The sequence below is a fragment of the Agromyces aerolatus genome, assembly GCF_031432255.1.
Lineage (GTDB): Bacteria > Actinomycetota > Actinomycetes > Actinomycetales > Microbacteriaceae > Agromyces.
Genome location: NZ_JAVKGQ010000002.1, coordinates 119,546 through 137,123 on the forward strand (window position 1 = coordinate 119,546; position 17,578 = coordinate 137,123).

Here is a 17,578-nt window from a genome sequence, read left to right on the forward strand (position 1 = left end):
TCAGACCCCCGGGGTGGCGGCCGGCGGGCTCTGCCCGTCGGCCGGCGGTTTGGCCGCCAACATCCGCTCGAGGGCCAGCCGTGCCGGGTCGGCGACCTCGCCGGGCACGGTGATCCGGTTGACGACGCGGCCCGCGACGAGCTCCTCGAGCACCCACGCGAGGTAGCCCGGGTGGATGCGGTACATGGTCGAGCACGGGCACACCACGGGGTCGAGGCAGAAGATCGTGTGCTCGGGGTGCTCCGCCGCGAGCCGCTGCACGAGGTTGATCTCGGTGCCGATCGCGAACGTCGTGCCTGGCGGGGCCGCGGCGATGGCCTTCACGATGAAATCGGTCGACCCCGAGGCATCCGCCGCATCGACGACGGGAGCCGGGCACTCGGGATGCACGATGACGCGGACCCCGGGGTGGTCGACTCGCGCCTGCGCGATCTGATCGACCGTGAACCGACGGTGCACCGAGCAGAAGCCGTGCCAGAGCACGACGCGCGCGTCGGCGAGCGCCTCGGCCGTGTTGCCACCGAGCGGGCGCCGCGGGTTCCACATCGGCATCTGCTCGAGCGGCACCCCCATGGCCTTCGCGGTGTTCCGCCCGAGGTGCTGGTCGGGGAAGAACAGCACGCGCTCGCCGCGCTCGAAGGCCCACTCGAGCACCGTGCGCGCGTTCGACGAGGTGCAGACGATGCCGCCGTGCCGGCCCACGAAGCCCTTGAGCGCCGCGGACGAGTTCATGTACGTGACCGGGATGACCGGCAGCCGGCCGTCGGCGCCGGGGGTGTCGAGGTCGCCGTAGACCTCGGCGAGCTGCTCCCAGCACTCCTCGACGCTCGACTCGTCGGCCATGTCGGCCATCGAGCAGCCGGCGGCGAGGTTCGGCAGGATCACCGCCTGCTCGGGACCGGACAGCAGGTCGGCGGTCTCGGCCATGAAGTGGACGCCGCAGAACACGATGGCCTCGGCGTCGGGGCGGGTGAGGGCCGCGTTCGCGAGCTGGAAGGAGTCGCCGACGAAGTCGGCGTGCTGCACGACCTCGTCGCGCTGGTAGAAGTGCCCGAGCACCACGGCCCGGTCGCCGAGCGTGGCCTTCGCGGCGCGGATGCGCTTGTGCAGCTCGTCGTTGCTGGCGCGGCGGTACTCCTCGGGCAGCGCCCCTTGGCGCGGTGCGCCGGTCGGGATCACATCGCCCTGCGACGCGCCCGGGCCGTAGCCGGCCGGACCGCGGTCGAACTCCCACGGGCCGTCGGCGAGCTCGGGCGCGCAGGTCGATCCCTTCGACGAGCCCGTCGAGATGAGGCGGATGGCCCGGTCGACGGAGGCGCCGATCCGAGGGTCCCTGGCCGGGGGCGGCGCGATGGTCATGATGCGGGTCCTCTCGTCGGGAGCACTGTGGTCAGCTGAGGTTCCGGGGCGAACCGGTACAGCGCGGGCGGGCGGTGCCGGGTGCCCGCGCGGCGCTCGCCGGTGTCGACGAGCGTGCCGGATGCCTCGACGGTGCGCCGGAAGTTCGCGGGGTCGAGCCGCTTCCTGAGCACGACCTCGTGGACGGCGCGCAACTCGGCGATCGTGAACGTCTCGCCGAGGAGCGCGTGCGCGATACGCGAGTACTCGAGCTTGGTGCGGAGCCGCCACAGCGCGTAGTCGATGATCTGCCGGTGGTCGAAGGCGAGCTCGGGCAGCTCGTCCTCGTCGAACCACTGGACGTTCTCGTCGGCGACGGCTCGCTCGACGTCGGCGGACTGCACGAGCGCCCAGTACACGACCGAGACCACGCGCTCGCCGGGGGAGCGGTCGACGTCGCCGAACGTGTAGAGCTGCTCGAGGTACTTCGGCGTGAGGCCCGTGGTCTCGCGGAGCGTGCGGCCGGCCGCCTGTTCGAGGCCCTCGTCGTGCGGCAGCCAGCCGCCGGGCAGTGCCCACCGGTCGAGGTCGGGCTCGCGCAGCCGGCGCACGAGCGGGAGTCGGAGGTTCGGCTGCGATCGCTCGTCGTCGGGGCTGAGCGCGAAGATCACCGTCGAGACCGCGAGGCGCGCGGCGGCGCCTGCGTCGCGCTGGTCTGCTGCGGTCATCGTCGTGCGCCCTTCATCGGGGGTTCGGCTGGAGTTCAAGTCAGGGTGACACGAACTCGCTGGACTCAGCTTACAGTCATCATGACGCGAAGTGAAATCGCCGCGTCACGGCCAAGACGGGGTGATTCAGGGAGGCGCGTGGCCCGAGTGGTCGGCTAGGATCGGCAGCACAATCGCATATCGGGCCATCGACGCATCGCGGGAGAGCCGGACGCCCTGGAGATCAGGGCAAGCCGGCACCGAAGGAGCAAGCCTCCCCGCCAATCTCTCAGGTCACAGCTACCGCGATGACGAGGCCGCTCTGAAAAGCGGACGACGCGAAGCGTCGTCCGGGTCGAGTAGGGACGACGAAGTCGGACCGTATCGAGACCTGGATGAATCATTCGAGAACTCCCGCCCACGGTGAAAGCGCTCAGGCGCGAAACTCTCAGGCCCATGACAGAGGGGGAGTTCTCAGACGGCATCAGCCGTTCGTCTCGCGCGAATCTGGAGAACTCGTGACCGAATCCGGCCCCACCACCGCACGGCTCAGCCCGCTCGACGAGGTGCACCGCGCCTCCGGCGCCTCCTTCACCGACTTCGCCGGCTGGCAGATGCCGGTGCGCTACTCGTCCGACCTCGCCGAGCACCACGCGGTGCGCGAGCGGGCCGGGCTGTTCGACCTCTCGCACATGGGTGAGATCGTCGTGTTCGGACCGGAAGCCGGCGCCGCGCTCGACGCCGCGCTCGCCGGCAAGCTCTCGGCGATCGCCGAAGGCCAGGCGAAGTACTCGCTGCTGCTCAACGACGACGGCGGCATCGTCGACGACCTCGTCGTGTACCGCACCGGCGCCGACCGCTTCATGATCGTCGCGAACGCCGCCAACCGCGAGGTCGTCGCGGCCGAGCTGCGCGAACGCGCCGCGGGCTTCGACGCCGAGGTCTTCGACGAGAGCGACGACGTCGCGCTCATCGCGCTGCAGGGGCCCGACGCGCTCGAGGTCCTGCAGGAGACGCCGGGCTTCGGCGTCGACGGCCCGGGCAACGACGAGGAGGACTTCGACGCCCGCCTCGCCGAGCTCAAGTACTACCGCGCGTTCGCCGCCACGTTCGAGGACCGGCCCGTGCTCGTCGCGCGCACCGGGTACACCGGGGAGGACGGCTTCGAGCTGTACCTCGCCCCCGATCGGGCACCCGGGCTCTGGCAGGCGCTCCGCGAGACCGGCGGGTCCCGGGTCGTCCCGTGCGGCCTCGCCAGCCGCGACACGCTCAGGCTCGAGGCCGGCATGCCGCTCTACGGCCACGAGCTCACGACCACGACGTTCCCGGTCCAGGCCGGCCTCGGCCGCGTCGTCGCGCTCGGGAAGGACGCCGACTTCGTCGGCCGGGCCGCGGTCGAGCGCGGTCCCGGCGCCGAGGCGACGGTGCTCGTCGGTCTGACCGCCGACGGGCGTCGCGCCCCGCGCGCCGGCTACGAGGTCTACGACGGCGAGGGGGCGGATGCCTCGCACGTCGGCGCCGTCACGTCGGGAGCGCTTTCGCCGACGCTCGGGCACCCCGTCGCCATGGCGTACGTCGCACCCGACCTCGCCGACGCCGGCACCCGGCTGTTCGTCGACGTGCGCGGCACGCGCGTGCCGGCGACCGTCGTCGACCTGCCCTTCTACCGGCGCCCCGAGTGACCCCTCCGACCGGCTGATCCCTCGACCTCCGGCCGCGCGCAGAGCCCGGCGGCCGTCCAGACCCCGAACCGTTCAAGGAGCGACACCATGACCGATGTGACCACCCTGAAGTACACCGCCGAGCACGAGTGGGTGCTGATCGACGGCGACACCGCCGTCATCGGCATCACCGACTACGCCGCCGAGAAGCTCGGCGACGTCGTCTACGTCGACCTCCCCGCCGCCGGCACGGCGGTCAGCGCCGGAACGGTCGTCGGCGAGATCGAGTCGACGAAGTCCGTCGGCGAGCTCTTCGCGCCCATCGACGGCGAGGTCGTCGAGGCGAACCAGGCCGTGATCGACGCGCCCGAGCTCGTGAACAGCGACCCGTTCGGCGAGGGCTGGCTCATCAAGGTCAGGACCGGCGAGCTGCCGGCCATGCTCAGCCACGCGGAGTACCGCGCCCTGGTCGGCGAGTAAGCCGCCGGCACCGAAGATGAACCGCCCCTCCTCGGCCTTCGCCCCCGACGCCTTCGCCCGGCGCCACATCGGCACCGCGCCGGCCGACCAGCAGCACATGCTCGACGCACTCGGCTACGCGTCGATCGACGACCTCATGCACGCCGCGGTCCCCGCCTCGATCCGCATCGGCGAGCGACTCGACTCGGTCATCCCCGCCGCGGCCACCGAGCGCGAGGCGATCGCCGAGCTGCGCGCGCTCGCCCAGCAGAACGCACCGCGCACCTCGATGATCGGCCTCGGCTACTTCGGCACGATCACGCCCGCGGTCATCCAGCGGAACGTGCTCGAGAACCCGAGCTGGTACACCGCCTACACGCCGTACCAGCCCGAGATCTCGCAGGGCCGGCTCGAAGCGCTGATCAACTTCCAGACCATGGTCGAAGACCTCACGGGTCTCGACATCGCCAACGCGTCCATGCTCGACGAGGGCACCGCGGTCGTCGAGGGCATGTTGCTCGCGCGACGCGCCTCGAAGTCCACGTCCAACCGGTTCGTCGTCGACGCCGACGCCCTGCCGCAGACACAGGCGCTGCTCGCCGCGCGCGCCGAGGCCGTCGGCATCGAGCTCGTGGTCGCCGACCTCGCAGCAGGCACCGCCGACCACGGCGAGCACTTCGGCGTGTTCGTGCAGTACCCCGGGGCATCCGGCCGGGTCTGGAACCCCGCCGACGTGATCGCCAACTCGAAGACGCAGGGCGCGCTCGCCGTCGTCGCGGCCGACCTGCTGGCGCTCGCGCTGATCGCGAGCCCCGGCGAGCTCGGCGCCGACGTCGCCGTCGGCACGTCCCAGCGCTTCGGCGTGCCGATGGGCTTCGGCGGGCCGCACGCCGGCTATATGGCCGTCCGCAAGGGCCTCGAACGCCAGCTGCCGGGCCGGCTCGTCGGCGTCTCCGTGGATGCATCCGGCCAGCCCGCCTACCGGCTGAGCCTGCAGGCGCGTGAGCAGCACATCCGTCGCGAGAAGGCCACGTCGAACATCTGCACCGCGCAGGTGCTCCTCGCGGTCATGGCGTCGATGTATGCGGTCTATCACGGGCCCCGAGGCATCCGTCACATCGCGACCGAGGTCGCAGCCAAGGCGACCATGCTCGCGAGCTGGCTCGAGGAGATCGGCCAGCGGCCCGCGCACGACGCCTACTTCGACACGGTCAGCGTGCACGTGCCCGGCCTCGCCGCGAACGTCGTCGAGCGCGCGCGCGAGCTCGGGGTGCACCTCTGGCAGGCCGACGAGGCGACCGTGCAGGTCTCGGTCGACGAGACGACGACCTGGCACGACCTGCACACGGTCGTGCGCGCGTTCGGCGGGCCAGAGTCGCGCGACCTCGGATTCGTCGGCGGCACGTACGCGAACCGGATCCCCGAGGCGCTGCGTCGCACGTCGGAGTACCTGACGCACCCCGTGTTCAACACGCACCAGTCCGAGACGCAGATGATGCGCTATCTGAAGACGCTCGCCGACCGCGACTACGCGCTCGATCGCGGCATGATCCCGCTCGGATCGTGCACCATGAAGCTCAACGCCGCGACCGAGATGCAGGCCGTGACCTGGCCCGAGTTCGCCGAGCTGCACCCGTTCGCGCCCGAGGCCGACGTCGTCGGGTCGCTCGGGGTCATCGAACAGCTCGAGTCCTGGCTCGCCGAGGTGACCGGCTACGACACCGTCTCGCTGCAGCCGAACGCGGGCAGTCAGGGCGAGCTCGCGGGGCTCCTCGCCATTCGCGGCTACCACCGCGCCAACGGCGACACCGAGCGCGACGTGTGCCTCATCCCGTCGAGCGCGCACGGTACGAACGCGGCCTCGGCCGTGCTCGCAGGGCTCCGCGTCGTCGTCGTCGCGACCGACGAGCTCGGCAACGTCGACCTCGACGACCTCAGGGCGAAGATCGCCGAGCACGCCGACCGGCTCGCCGCGCTCATGATCACCTACCCGTCGACGCACGGCGTCTACGAGCACGACGTCGCGCTCGTCACGCAGGCCGTGCACGACGCGGGCGGGCAGGTCTACGTCGACGGCGCGAACCTCAACGCGCTGCTCGGCTACGCGCGCTTCGGCGACTTCGGTGGCGACGTGTCGCACCTGAACCTGCACAAGACGTTCTGCATCCCGCACGGCGGCGGCGGGCCGGGCGTCGGCCCGGTCGCGGCGAAGGCGCATCTCGCGCCGTACCTGCCCGGGCACCCCATGGCACAGCGCGCCGATCACGCCGGCGGGTTCGTGCACGAGGGCGGGCCGGTGTCGGCGGCGCCGTACGGCAGCCCGTCGATCCTGCCGATCTCGTGGGCGTACGTGCGCATGATGGGCGCCGAGGGCCTGAAGCAGGCGACGGCCGCCGCGGTGCTCGCGGCGAACTACGTCGCGGCGCGCCTCCGCGCGCACTACCCGGTGCTGTACACGGGCGATGCGGGTCTCGTAGCGCACGAGTGCATCCTCGACCTGCGGCCGCTCACGGCCGCGACCGGGGTGACGGTGGACGACGTCGCCAAGCGGCTCGTCGACTACGGGTTCCACGCGCCGACCATGTCGTTCCCGGTCGCGGGCACGCTCATGGTCGAGCCGACCGAGTCGGAGGACCTCGCCGAGCTCGAGCGGTTCATCGAGGCGATGGTCCTGATCAAGGAGGAGGCCGACGCCGTGGCCGCGGGGGAGTGGCCGGCCGACGACAACCCGCTGCGGAACGCCCCGCACACGGCGGAATCGGTCATCGCGGGCGAGTGGACGCATGCGTACTCGCGCGAGCAGGCGGTGTATCCGGTGCGCTCGCTCGTCCGCGGCAAGTACTGGCCGCCCGTGCGCCGCATCGACCAGGCTTACGGCGACCGCAACCTCGTGTGCGCGTGCCCGCCGATCGAGGCGTTCGCGTAGACCCCTCGTTGGTCGAGTAGACCCCTCGTTGGTCGAGTCGGCGCGCCAGCGCCGTATCGAGACCTGGTGAGCCGATCTCGAGATCGCTCCTCGACCAACGCCGGTGCGTCAGGCGCGGGCCGGCCGCGGCGGCGCGGCGTGCCGGCCGCGTTCGGTGAGCGGATGCCTCGGGGCGGGCGAAGCGGCCGCAGTGAGCCGTTCGAGGCGGCGGACGGCACGGCGCTCGGCCTCCGCGATCTCGTCGGACGTGGTCGCGAACAGGCGTGCGGTGTCCCTGGCGGCGAGGTGCTGCGCGGCGGCGACATGTGCGAGATGCATGGGGGTTCCTTCAGTCATGCCGGCCGGGGGCGGCCGGATTCCTCCACCGTGCTCTCGGGCGAGGACGGCCGGAACCGAGCGGTCCCGCAGCGTCGCTCCGGGCGTACACTGAGGGTCTCTCGGATTGGGGGCCATCGCATGTCCACGATCGATCTGCTGGCCGGCCTCGCGACACTCGGGTTCGCGGGCGTGTTCGTCGGGTGCTCGGTGCTCGCCTCGGGCGGGCTCTCGCTCGAGCGGCGTGCGCAGCTGCTGGAACGACGAGATCCCGCCGGCGCCGCCGCCCTGCGACGGGCGCAGACGTTGCACGACCTGTCCTACATCGGAGTGTTCGGCGACGAGGCGTTCCCGGCGGTGTGCATGCCGAGCCGGCGCTCGTCGCTCGACATGGCCATGATCCGGGCGTCCGACGCCGACGTCAGGGTCGAGCCGCCCGAGGAGGCGTTGCCGCCGATGCCGCCGACGGTCACGGCCCTCGCGGGCCGTGCGCACGTCCCGCTCAGCCGGCGGGCGGCGCGAAGAGCTCGGGCCACCATCCGAGCGCGAGCGGGTACCCGATGAAGGAGACCATGTCGAGGATCCAGTGCGCGATGACGAGCGGCATGGTCCGCCCCCACCGGTGGTAGCACCAGCCGAACACGATGCCCATCGCCACGTTGCCCGCGAACGGGCCGATGCCCTGATACAGGTGGTAGGTGCCGCGGAGCAGCGCGCTCGACACGATCGTCGCCCACGGGCCGACGCCGAGCTCGCGCAACCTCGTGAAGAGATAGCCGACCACGATGAGCTCTTCGGTGAGGGCCGCCTTGAGGGCCGCGAGCACCAGGATGGGGATCGTCCACCAGTGGGTGTCGATCGGCGACGGGACGACCGCGACGGTGATCCCGAGCGCGCGGCCGGCCGCGTACAGCGCGAGCCCTGGCACGCCGATGACGAGGACGAGCCCGACGCCGGCCGCGAGGTCGCGGCCCGGTCGCGTGAGGTCGAAGCCGATGCGGCGGAACGGGCTCCGGTCGGGCCGCCAGAGCAGATACAGGACGAGCGCGACGACGGCCAGGCCGAACACCACGTCGAGGAACTGATACGTGAAGTCCAGCCATTCGCGGCTCGAACGGGACTGGTTGATCGCCGCGGACTGCTGCGAGAGGGGGCGTTCGTCGGTCAGCCGCGCCACGATCGACACGAGCGAATAGACCGCGGAGGCGCCGAGCGACAGGGCGAGTACGATCGCCACTTCGAGCCGCAACCGTGAGGCCGAAGCCTCGGGTGGCGGCCCGTCTCGATCGCCGTGATCCTGCGCGTGAAGCATGCACCGATCTTCGCACGCGCGGAAATCCCCACAGGTGAGCGCGAGACGCAAGGAATCTGCTCAGGTGCGCAAAAAACAAGCCCCATAACGGGGTCTAGATTTCGCGTCGATAACAGTTTGCGTTCCGGTTTGCTTCGCCCCAACCCGATTCTTAGGCTGCTAGCACTATGCGCGGGCCCGGCCACAAGCCGTGCTGCCCAGCGCGAATCCACAGGAGGAAAATTGAAGACCAAGAGAATCGGCGTCGCCGCCATTGCTCTGGCAGCGGCCGGCGCGCTCGTGCTGACCGGCTGCGCGAGCGGCTCGCCCGAGTCGACCGGCGCCGCCAGCGACTCGGCCATCATCTCGGTGAACAACACCGAGCCGCAGAACCCGCTGGTCCCGACGAACACCAACGAGGTCGGCGGCGGCAAGATCGTCGACTCGATCTTCGCCGGCCTGATCGCCTACGAGGCCGACGGCACCGCGGTCAACGACGTCGCCGAGTCGATCGAGACCGAAGACTCGCAGAACTACACGATCACGATCCGCGACGGCCTGACCTTCACCAACGACGAGCCGGTCACCGCGCAGTCGTTCGTCGACGCCTGGAACTACGGTGCCGCGCTCGACAACGCACAGTTCGCCAGCTACTTCTTCAACTCGATCGAGGGTTACAGCGCCGACGAGAACGTCGAGGCCATGTCCGGCCTCGTGGTGGTCGACGACACGACCTTCACGGTCAAGCTGATGCAGCCCGAGTCCGACTTCCCGCTGCGACTCGGCTACTCGGCGTACATGCCGATGCCGTCGGTGGCGTACGAGGACATGGAGGCGTTCGGCGAGGACCCGATCGGCAACGGCCCGTACATGCTCGAGGGCGAGGGTGCCTGGAAGCACAACGAGGGCATCAAGCTCGTCGCGAACCCCGACTACGACGGGCCCCGCGAGCCGCAGAACGGCGGCATCGACATGCGCTTCTACGCCTCGGCCGACGCGTCGTACGCCGACCTCCAGGGCGGCAACCTCGACATGGTCGACGAGATCCCCGACTCGGCGCTCACCTCGTTCCAGGACGAGTTCGACGGCTCGGTCAACCAGGCCGCCGCGCTCAACGCGACGCTCACCTTCCCGCAGGACCGCATGCCGCACTTCGCCGGTGACGAGGGCAAGCTCCGTCGTGCCGCCGTCTCGATGGCGATCGACCGCGAAGAGGTCACCGACGTGATCTTCTCGGGCAGCCGCATCCCCGCGAAGGACTTCTCGTCGCCCGTCATCGAGGGCTTCTCCGAGGACATCCCGGGCTCCGAGGTGCTGGAGTTCAACCCCGAAGAGGCTGCTGCGCTCTGGGCCCAGGCCGACGCGATCTCGCCGTGGTCCGGCACCCTCGAGATCGGCTACAACGCCGACGGCCCGAACCAGGGCTGGGTCGACGCGGTCGCCAACCAGCTGAAGAACAACCTCGGCATCGACGCGGTGGGCACCCCCTACCCGACGTTCGCCGAGTTCCGTGACCTGATCACGACCAACCAGAACACCATCGCGACGCGTGCCGGCTGGCAGGCCGACTACCCCGCGCTGTACAACTGGCTCGGCCCGCTGTTCGGCACGGGTGCCGCCTCCAACGACGGCGACTACTCGAACCCGGCGTTCGACGCGCTGCTCGCCGAGGGGCTCGGCGCCGCGACGCCCGAGGCCGGCATCGAGAAGTTCCAGGAGGCCGAGGCGATCCTGTTCGAGGACCTCCCCGTGATCCCGCTCTGGAACACCGCGGCGCTCGGCGCGTGGAACTCGAACCTCAGCAACGTCGAGTTCGGCTGGAACTCGGTGCCGCTGTTCCACGAGATCACCAAGAGCGAGTAATTCTCGTTCTCGGCCACCTCGGGGTTACACTCTGAGGCGCCCGTGGGGCGGCAGTCCGATCGGACTGCCGCCCCACACCCACGTGCCCAACCACCGTGCGTGCTCGCGTAGCATTTCTCGAGGGGGGCTTCTCCAACCGTGAGGTTTTCCATGCCATCCAACTCGGAACGCCGGGCCTGATCCATGGCCGGCTATATTCTCCGCCGAATCCTGCAGGCGATCCCTGTACTGCTCGGCACCACATTCCTGATCTACTTCATGGTGTTCGCCATGCCCGGCGATCCCATCGCGGCCCTCTTCGGAGACAAGCAGCCGCCGCCCCAGGTCATCGAGCAGCTGCGCGAGCGGTACAACCTCGATCAGCCGTTCATCGTCCAGTACCTGCTCTTCCTCGGCGGGATCTTCCGCGGTGACTTCGGGGTCTCCTTCTCGGGTGAGCCGGTCACCGACATCCTCGCCCGCACGTTCCCCGTGACGCTGCAGCTCGCGCTGCTGGCCGTCTTCTTCGAGATGGTCGCCGGCGTCACGATCGGCCTCATCTCGGGCCTGCGCAAGGGCGGCATCTTCGACGCGAGCGCGCTCGTGGTCAGCCTGATCCTGATCTCGCTGCCGATCTTCGTGATCGCGTTCGTCGCGCAGTGGCTCTTCGGCATCCAACTCGGCTGGTTCAGAACGACCGTCGGAGCCGGAGCACCGATCCAAGACTTGATCCTGCCCGCCCTGGTGCTCGCGACGATCAGCTTCGCGCAGATCGTCCGACTGACACGGGCGTCCGTCATCGACACCGACGGGCAGGACTTCGTGCGCACGGCCGCGAGCAAGGGGCTCTCGCGCGGCCGGATCATCCCGGTGCACATCCTGCGCAACTCGCTGATCCCGGTCGTGACGTACCTCGCCGTGGACTTCGGCGTGCTCATGGTCGGCGCGACCGTCACCGAGGGCATCTTCAACGTGCCCGGCGTGGGCCGCACCCTGTACCAGGCGATCATCCGGGGCGAAGGGCCGACCGTCGTGTCCTTCGTGACCGTCATGGTCCTGATCTACCTCGTGGTGAACCTGCTGGTGGATCTGTTCTACGCCGTTCTCGACCCGAGGATCCGCTATGTCAAGTAAGACCAGATCCGACCAGGGCCATTTCGTCGCCCCGGTCGAAGAGACGCCGCTCGTCGCGATCGACGCGGTCAAGGCCGACGGGAAGCCGTCCAACCTGTGGCGCGACGCCTGGAACGACGTGCGCAAGCGCCCGATGTTCTGGATCTCCTCGGTGCTGATCCTGATCGTCGTGATCGTGGCGCTGTTCCCGGGCTGGTTCACGCAGACGCCGCCGAACAACGACTGCCTCCTGGCCAACAGCAACGGCGGTCCGACCGAGGGGCACCCGCTCGGGTTCACCAAGCAGGGCTGCGACATCTACTCGCGCATCATCCACGGCACCTCCACGTCGCTCTCGGTCGGGCTCATCGTGACGTTCCTCGTCGCGTTCCTCGGCATCCTGTTCGGCGCGCTGGCCGGCTTCTACGGCGGCTGGATCGACTCGGTGCTCTCGCGCGTGGGCGACATCTTCTTCTCGATCCCCTACATCCTCGCCGCGGTCGTCGTCATGTCGGTCCTCTCGGCGTACCGGAACGTCTGGGTGATCTCCCTCGCGATCGGCCTGTTCGCGTGGCCGGCGACGGCGCGTGTGCTCAGGGCCGAGATCCTCAGGGTGAAGAACTCGGACTTCGTCATGGCCGCGACGGCGCTGGGCGTCTCGCGCTTCCGCATCCTGCTGCGGCACGTCCTGCCGAACTCGATCGCGCCGGTGATCGTGATCACGACGATCTCGCTGGCCTCGGCGATCGTCGCGGAGGCGACGCTGTCCTTCCTCGGTGTCGGCCTGCCGTCATCGACCATGTCCTGGGGCAACGACATCGCCCAGGCGCAGGTCGATCTGCGCACGGCGCCGCAGACGCTCATCCTGCCGTCGATCGCGCTCTCGGTGACGGTGCTCGCGTTCATCATGCTGGGCGAGGTCGTCCGCGACGCGCTCGACCCGAAGGCGAGGGCCCGTCGATGAGCGAGACCACGATCGGAACCAACATGCAGCACGACTCCGCGACCGGCGAGCGGCCGCTCCTCGAGATCAAGGACCTCGAGGTCGGGTTCAAGACGCAGACCGGCATGGTCAGCGCGGTGAACGGCGTGAACATCACGCTCTACCGCGGGCAGAGCCTCGCGATCGTCGGTGAGTCGGGCTCCGGCAAGTCGACCACCGCGCACGCGATCATCAACCTGCTGCCGGGCAGCGGTCGCATCACGGGCGGCCAGATCCTGCTCGACGGGCAGGACCTCACGAAGGCGTCCAAGAAAGAGATGGAGTCCGTCCGCGGGCGCAAGATCGGCTTCGTCCCTCAAGACCCCATGTCGAACCTCAACCCCGTGTGGTCGATCGGCTTCCAGGTCGAGGAGGGCATCCGCGCCAATGGCATCGCCACGGGGCGCAAAGAGGTCAAGAAGCGTGCGATCGAGGTGCTGAAGCAGGCCGGTCTGCACGACGCCGACCGCCGCCTCAAGCAGTTCCCGCATCAGTTCTCGGGCGGCATGCGCCAGCGCGTGCTGATCGGCATGGGCCTCGCCGCCGACCCGCAGCTGCTCATCGCCGATGAGCCGACGTCGGCCCTCGATGTGACGGTGCAGCGCGTCATCCTCGACCACCTCGAGTCGCTGACGCGTGAGCTCGGCACGACGCTGCTGTTCATCACGCACGACCTCGGCCTCGCGGCCGAGCGCGCCGAGCAGCTCGTCGTCATGTACAAGGGCCGGGTCGTCGAGTCGGGGCCGTCGCGCCAGATCCTCGAGAATCCGCAGCACCCGTATACGCAGCGGCTCGTCGCGGCCGCGCCGAGCCTCGCATCCCGCCGCATCCAGGCCACGGGCAGCATCCACGCGGCCGAGCAGTCGATGGGCGCCGACGCCGAGTCGGCCGCCGGCGATGCGATCGACCTGATCGCGACGGCTGAGGCGCGCGCCGAGGCGCTGGAGAGCGCGGCGGACCAGCCGCCCGCGATCGTGGTCGAAGACCTGACCAAGGTCTTCAAGATCCGCGGCTCGGGCGACTTCACCGCGGTCGACCAGGTCTCCTTCCAGATCCCCAAGGGCACGACGACCGCGCTCGTGGGCGAGTCGGGTTCCGGCAAGTCGACCGTCGCGAAGATGCTGCTGAAGCTCGAGAGCGCCACGTCGGGCAAGATCGTGGTCGGTGGCAAGGACCTCGCGAGCGTGACCGGCAAAGAGCTGTTCGACCTGCGCTCCCGCATGCAGCCGGTCTTCCAGGACCCGTACGGGTCGCTGAACCCGCTGCGCAACATCGGCAACACGATCGGCGAGCCGCTGTCCACGCACAGTGTGGGCACGCGCGCGTCGCGCCGTGAGCGGGTGTTCGAGCTGCTCGATCAGGTCTCGCTGCCGCGCTCGCTCGCCGGCCGCTACCCGAACGAGCTCTCGGGAGGCCAGCGTCAGCGCATCGCGATCGCCCGTGCCCTCGCGCTGAAGCCCGAGATCCTGGTGCTCGACGAGGCGGTCTCGGCGCTCGACGTGCTCGTGCAGGCCCAGATCCTGCGCCTGCTCGCCGACCTGCAGGCCGAGCTCGATCTGACGTACCTGTTCATCACGCACGACCTCGCGGTCGTCCGCGTGATCGCGGATCAGGTGTGCGTCATGCAGAAGGGCAAGATCGTGGAGGCTGCGAGCACCGACGAGGTGTTCGAGACGCCGAAGCAGCAGTACACCCGGGACCTGCTCGCCGCGATCCCGGGCGCGAACCTCAAGCTGGGCGCGTAGCGCCCCACGCGAACGGATGCCTCGGCCGCACACTGCGGCCGAGGCATCCGTCGTCTCGTGGTGTACCCCGCGAGCGGCGGGCACGCGCCGCCAACCGGTACACTGGCTGAGGCGTGCGCCCCCAGGTCCCATCACACTGGTCCGGTGCGCGTCTCTCCAGACCTCCCGCCGCGCAGCGCGTTCCGCGTGCCGTGGCGCCGCCTCACGCAAGGACCTCATCTCATGGCCAAGGCCACCCGCAACGACCTGCGCAACGTCGCGATCGTCGCCCACGTCGACCACGGCAAGACCACGCTCGTCGACGCCATGCTCAAGCAGACGCACTCATTCGCCGAGCACGCGCACGTCGACGAGCGCGCGATGGACTCGAATGAGCTCGAGCGCGAGAAGGGCATCACGATCCTCGCGAAGAACACCGCGGTCGAGTACCGCGGTGCGCACGCGAACGGCGGCTCCGTCACCATCAACGTGATCGACACCCCGGGCCACGCCGACTTCGGCGGCGAGGTCGAGCGGGGTCTGTCGATGGTCGACGGCGTCGTGCTGCTCGTCGACGCGTCCGAGGGGCCGCTGCCGCAGACCCGGTTCGTGCTGCGCAAGGCACTCGAGGCACGCCTGCCCGTGATCCTCCTGGTCAACAAGACCGACCGTCCCGACGCGCGCATCGACGAGGTCGTGGCCGAGAGCCAGGACCTGCTGCTCGGGCTCGCATCCGACATGGCCGACGACGTCCCGGACCTCGACCTCGACGCCATCCTCGACGTGCCCGTCGTGTACGCCTCGGGCAAGGCGGGCCGGGCGTCGACGAACAAGCCCGAGAACGGCCAGCTGCCCGACAGCGAAGACCTCGAGCCGCTGTTCGCCGCGATCCTCGAGCACGTCCCCGCACCCACCTACGACGACGAGGCCCCGCTGCAGGCGTGGGTCACGAACCTCGACGCGTCGCCGTTCCTCGGCCGGCTCGCGCTGCTGCGCGTGTTCAACGGGACCATCAAGAAGGGCCAGACGGTCGCCTGGGTGCGTCACGACGGATCGCACTCGAACGTGCGCATCACCGAGCTGCTGAAGACGAAGGCGCTCGAGCGGTTCCCCGCCGAGGACGCGGGCCCCGGCGACATCATCGCCGTCGCCGGTATCGAAGACATCACGATCGGCGAGACGCTCGCGGACCCCGACGACGTGCAGCCGCTGCCCGCGATCCATGTCGACGACCCCGCGATCTCGATGACGATCGGCACGAACACCTCGCCCATCGTCGGCAAGGTGAAGGGTCACAAGCTCACCGCGCGCATGGTCAAGGACCGGCTCGACCGCGAGCTCATCGGCAACGTCTCGCTCAAGGTGGTCGACATCGGGCGGCCCGACGCGTGGGAGGTGCAGGGCCGCGGCGAGCTCGCGCTCGCGATCCTCGTCGAGCAGATGCGCCGCGAGGGCTTCGAGCTGACCGTGGGCAAGCCCCAGGTGGTCACCAAGACCGTCGACGGCAAGGTGCACGAGCCGTACGAGCACCTCACGATCGACGCGCCCGAAGAGTACCTCGGCGCGATCACGCAGCTGCTCGCCGCGCGCAAGGGCCGCATGGACAACATGGCGAACCACGGCACGGGCTGGGTGCGCATGGAGTTCATCGTGCCGAGCCGCGGGCTCATCGGGTTCCGCACCGAGTTCCTCACGATCACGCGCGGCACAGGCATCGCGAACGCGATCTCGCACGGTTACGACGAGTGGGCGGGCGTCATCACGACGCGCAACAACGGATCGATCGTGGCCGACCGTGCGGGTGTCGTGACGCCGTTCGCGATCATCGCGCTGCAGGAGCGCATGACGTTCTTCGTGAACCCCACCGAAGAGGTCTACGAGGGCATGGTCATCGGCGAGAACTCGCGCAACGACGACATGGACGTGAACATCACGAAGGAGAAGAAGCTCACGAACATGCGTTCGTCGACGGCCGACACTTTCGAGTCGATGACGCCGTCCCGGCAGCTCACGCTCGAGGAGTGCCTCGAGTTCGCGCGCGAGGACGAGTGCGTCGAGGTCACGCCCGAGAAGGTGCGCATCCGCAAGGTCGAGCTCGACGCGACGGCACGCGCCCGGGCCGCGTCGCGGCTCAAGAAGCAGGGCTGAGCTTCGCCGGTCGAGTAGCGAGCGAGGGACGAGCACGCGTATCGAGACCCGGCGGTCGACGGACCGGCCCGCCGGGGCTCGATACGCTCGCTGGCGCTCACTACTCGACCAACGGCCTCGGTTCATTCATCCGCATTGATGAAATCCTCAAGAACCGGTGAGGTTCTTGCCAGGGGAGCCCCGTACCGTGACATGGTCCGTTACCGCATCGTGACCTGCGCGTGCCGTTTCCCGCGTATCCCTACAGGCCGAGGCGGAACCCAACCCCCCTCCCCCCTGCATACATGAGCTTCAGCCCGCGTGGCCGCCGAGCGGCCGCCCCCTCCATCCCTGCCCGCCCAACCCGCCGCACCGCACGCGCGGTGCTGCCCACCCTCGCGATGACCTTCGCCGGTGGGCTGCTGCTCGCGACGAGCGTGCCCGCGATCGCGGTGTCCGCGACGGCTTCCGGCCCGGTCGAGAGCGTCTACGCGCCCGCCGTGCACGATGAGATCGTCGCGGCACCGCAGCAGATCACGGTCGACAGCGACGCCACGCCCACGGCCGTGCCGGCCGAGGCCTACTCGGTCGAGGCGGCGCCGCCGCCCATCATCTCCGAGGTCGCGAGCGTCGGCGCGGTGCCGATCACGAACACCGACGTGGTCGTGTGGCCCGTGCTCGACCCGTCGCGCACGAGCGACGGCTTCGGTCCGCGCTCCGCTCCGTGCGGCGGCTGCTCGACGAACCACGACGGCGTCGACTTCAACCCGGGTGCGGGAACGCCGGTCATGTCCATCGCCGACGGTGTGGTCGTGCTCGCGACCGAGAGCGGCGGCGGGCTCGGCGTGAACGTCGAGGTGCAGCACAACATCGACGGCCAGCTCATCACGAGCTCGTACGCGCACATGCAGTACGGCTCGCTCGCCGTGTCGGTCGGCCAGCAGGTCGTCGCGGGTCAGCAGGTCGGCCTCGTCGGCAGCACCGGCCAGTCCACCGGGCCGCACCTGCACCTCGAGATGTTCGGCGCCGACGGCGTGCGGTTCGACGGCTTCGCCTGGCTGCACGCCCGGCTCGGCTGACCCCCGCTGACCCG

At 69.7% G+C, this 17,578-nt stretch carries 14 protein-coding genes and 1 riboswitch; of the genes, 10 read left to right on the plus strand and 4 right to left on the minus strand.

The window, feature by feature from the left end:
- Window positions 1-1,359: a quinolinate synthase NadA gene (nadA, locus tag RH864_RS03505; RefSeq protein ID WP_310516128.1), complete on the minus strand. Its 1,359-nt coding sequence runs from the start codon at window positions 1,357-1,359 to the stop codon at window positions 1-3.
- Window positions 1,356-2,066 carry an NUDIX hydrolase gene (locus RH864_RS03510; RefSeq protein ID WP_310516129.1) on the minus strand — a complete coding sequence of 237 codons (711 nt, stop codon included), beginning with the start codon at window positions 2,064-2,066 and terminating at the stop codon, window positions 1,356-1,358. Before RH864_RS03510 ends, nadA begins: the two co-directional genes overlap by 4 nt.
- A 189-nt stretch (window positions 2,067-2,255) precedes the next feature.
- Window positions 2,256-2,361: riboswitch (glycine riboswitch) on the plus strand.
- Between the two features lie 202 nt (window positions 2,362-2,563).
- Here RH864_RS03510 and gcvT point away from each other — a divergent pair.
- From gcvT to gcvP, 3 genes are all read left to right on the plus strand, one after another.
- Window positions 2,564-3,727: a glycine cleavage system aminomethyltransferase GcvT gene (gcvT, locus tag RH864_RS03515; RefSeq protein ID WP_310516130.1), complete on the plus strand. Its 1,164-nt coding sequence runs from the start codon at window positions 2,564-2,566 to the stop codon at window positions 3,725-3,727.
- A gap of 87 nt (window positions 3,728-3,814) precedes the next feature.
- Window positions 3,815-4,186, plus strand: a complete 372-nt coding sequence (gene gcvH, locus RH864_RS03520) for a glycine cleavage system protein GcvH (RefSeq protein WP_310516131.1) — start codon at window positions 3,815-3,817, stop codon at window positions 4,184-4,186.
- Window positions 4,187-4,202: 16 nt separating this feature from the next.
- Window positions 4,203-7,091: an aminomethyl-transferring glycine dehydrogenase gene (gcvP, locus tag RH864_RS03525; RefSeq protein ID WP_310516132.1), complete on the plus strand. Its 2,889-nt coding sequence runs from the start codon at window positions 4,203-4,205 to the stop codon at window positions 7,089-7,091.
- Window positions 7,092-7,199: 108 nt separating this feature from the next.
- On the opposite strand, the gene RH864_RS03530 is transcribed toward gcvP, so the two are convergent.
- Window positions 7,200-7,409, minus strand: coding sequence for a hypothetical protein (locus tag RH864_RS03530; RefSeq protein WP_310516133.1), 210 nt, complete (start codon window positions 7,407-7,409; stop codon window positions 7,200-7,202).
- Between the two features lie 138 nt (window positions 7,410-7,547).
- Here RH864_RS03530 and RH864_RS03535 point away from each other — a divergent pair, with 138 nt between their 5' ends.
- Window positions 7,548-7,970 carry a hypothetical protein gene (locus RH864_RS03535; RefSeq protein WP_310516134.1) on the plus strand — a complete coding sequence of 141 codons (423 nt, stop codon included), beginning with the start codon at window positions 7,548-7,550 and terminating at the stop codon, window positions 7,968-7,970.
- Here the strand turns inward: RH864_RS03535 and RH864_RS03540 are convergent.
- Window positions 7,909-8,718, minus strand: coding sequence for a CPBP family intramembrane glutamic endopeptidase (locus RH864_RS03540; protein WP_310516135.1), 810 nt, complete (start codon window positions 8,716-8,718; stop codon window positions 7,909-7,911). The genes RH864_RS03535 and RH864_RS03540 overlap by 62 nt on opposite strands.
- 222 nt (window positions 8,719-8,940) lie before the next feature.
- Between RH864_RS03540 and RH864_RS03545 the strand changes: the two genes are divergently transcribed.
- From RH864_RS03545 to RH864_RS03570, 6 genes are all read left to right on the plus strand, one after another.
- Window positions 8,941-10,560: a peptide ABC transporter substrate-binding protein gene (locus RH864_RS03545; protein WP_310516136.1), complete on the plus strand. Its 1,620-nt coding sequence runs from the start codon at window positions 8,941-8,943 to the stop codon at window positions 10,558-10,560.
- Between the two features lie 183 nt (window positions 10,561-10,743).
- A complete protein-coding gene (locus RH864_RS03550) occupies window positions 10,744-11,673 on the plus strand; it encodes an ABC transporter permease (RefSeq protein ID WP_310516137.1) in 930 nt (309 codons plus the stop codon).
- Window positions 11,663-12,616 (plus strand): ABC transporter permease, encoded by a 954-nt coding sequence (locus tag RH864_RS03555; RefSeq protein WP_310516138.1) that lies wholly within the window; start codon window positions 11,663-11,665, stop codon window positions 12,614-12,616. The genes RH864_RS03550 and RH864_RS03555 overlap by 11 nt, the downstream gene beginning before the upstream one ends.
- Window positions 12,613-14,379 carry an ABC transporter ATP-binding protein gene (locus RH864_RS03560; RefSeq protein ID WP_310516139.1) on the plus strand — a complete coding sequence of 589 codons (1,767 nt, stop codon included), beginning with the start codon at window positions 12,613-12,615 and terminating at the stop codon, window positions 14,377-14,379. Before RH864_RS03555 ends, RH864_RS03560 begins: the two co-directional genes overlap by 4 nt.
- A 222-nt stretch (window positions 14,380-14,601) precedes the next feature.
- Window positions 14,602-16,506: a translational GTPase TypA gene (gene typA / locus RH864_RS03565; protein WP_310516140.1), complete on the plus strand. Its 1,905-nt coding sequence runs from the start codon at window positions 14,602-14,604 to the stop codon at window positions 16,504-16,506.
- Between the two features lie 380 nt (window positions 16,507-16,886).
- Window positions 16,887-17,564 carry a M23 family metallopeptidase gene (locus RH864_RS03570; protein WP_310516141.1) on the plus strand — a complete coding sequence of 226 codons (678 nt, stop codon included), beginning with the start codon at window positions 16,887-16,889 and terminating at the stop codon, window positions 17,562-17,564.
- The last annotated feature ends 14 nt before the right edge of the window (window positions 17,565-17,578 follow it).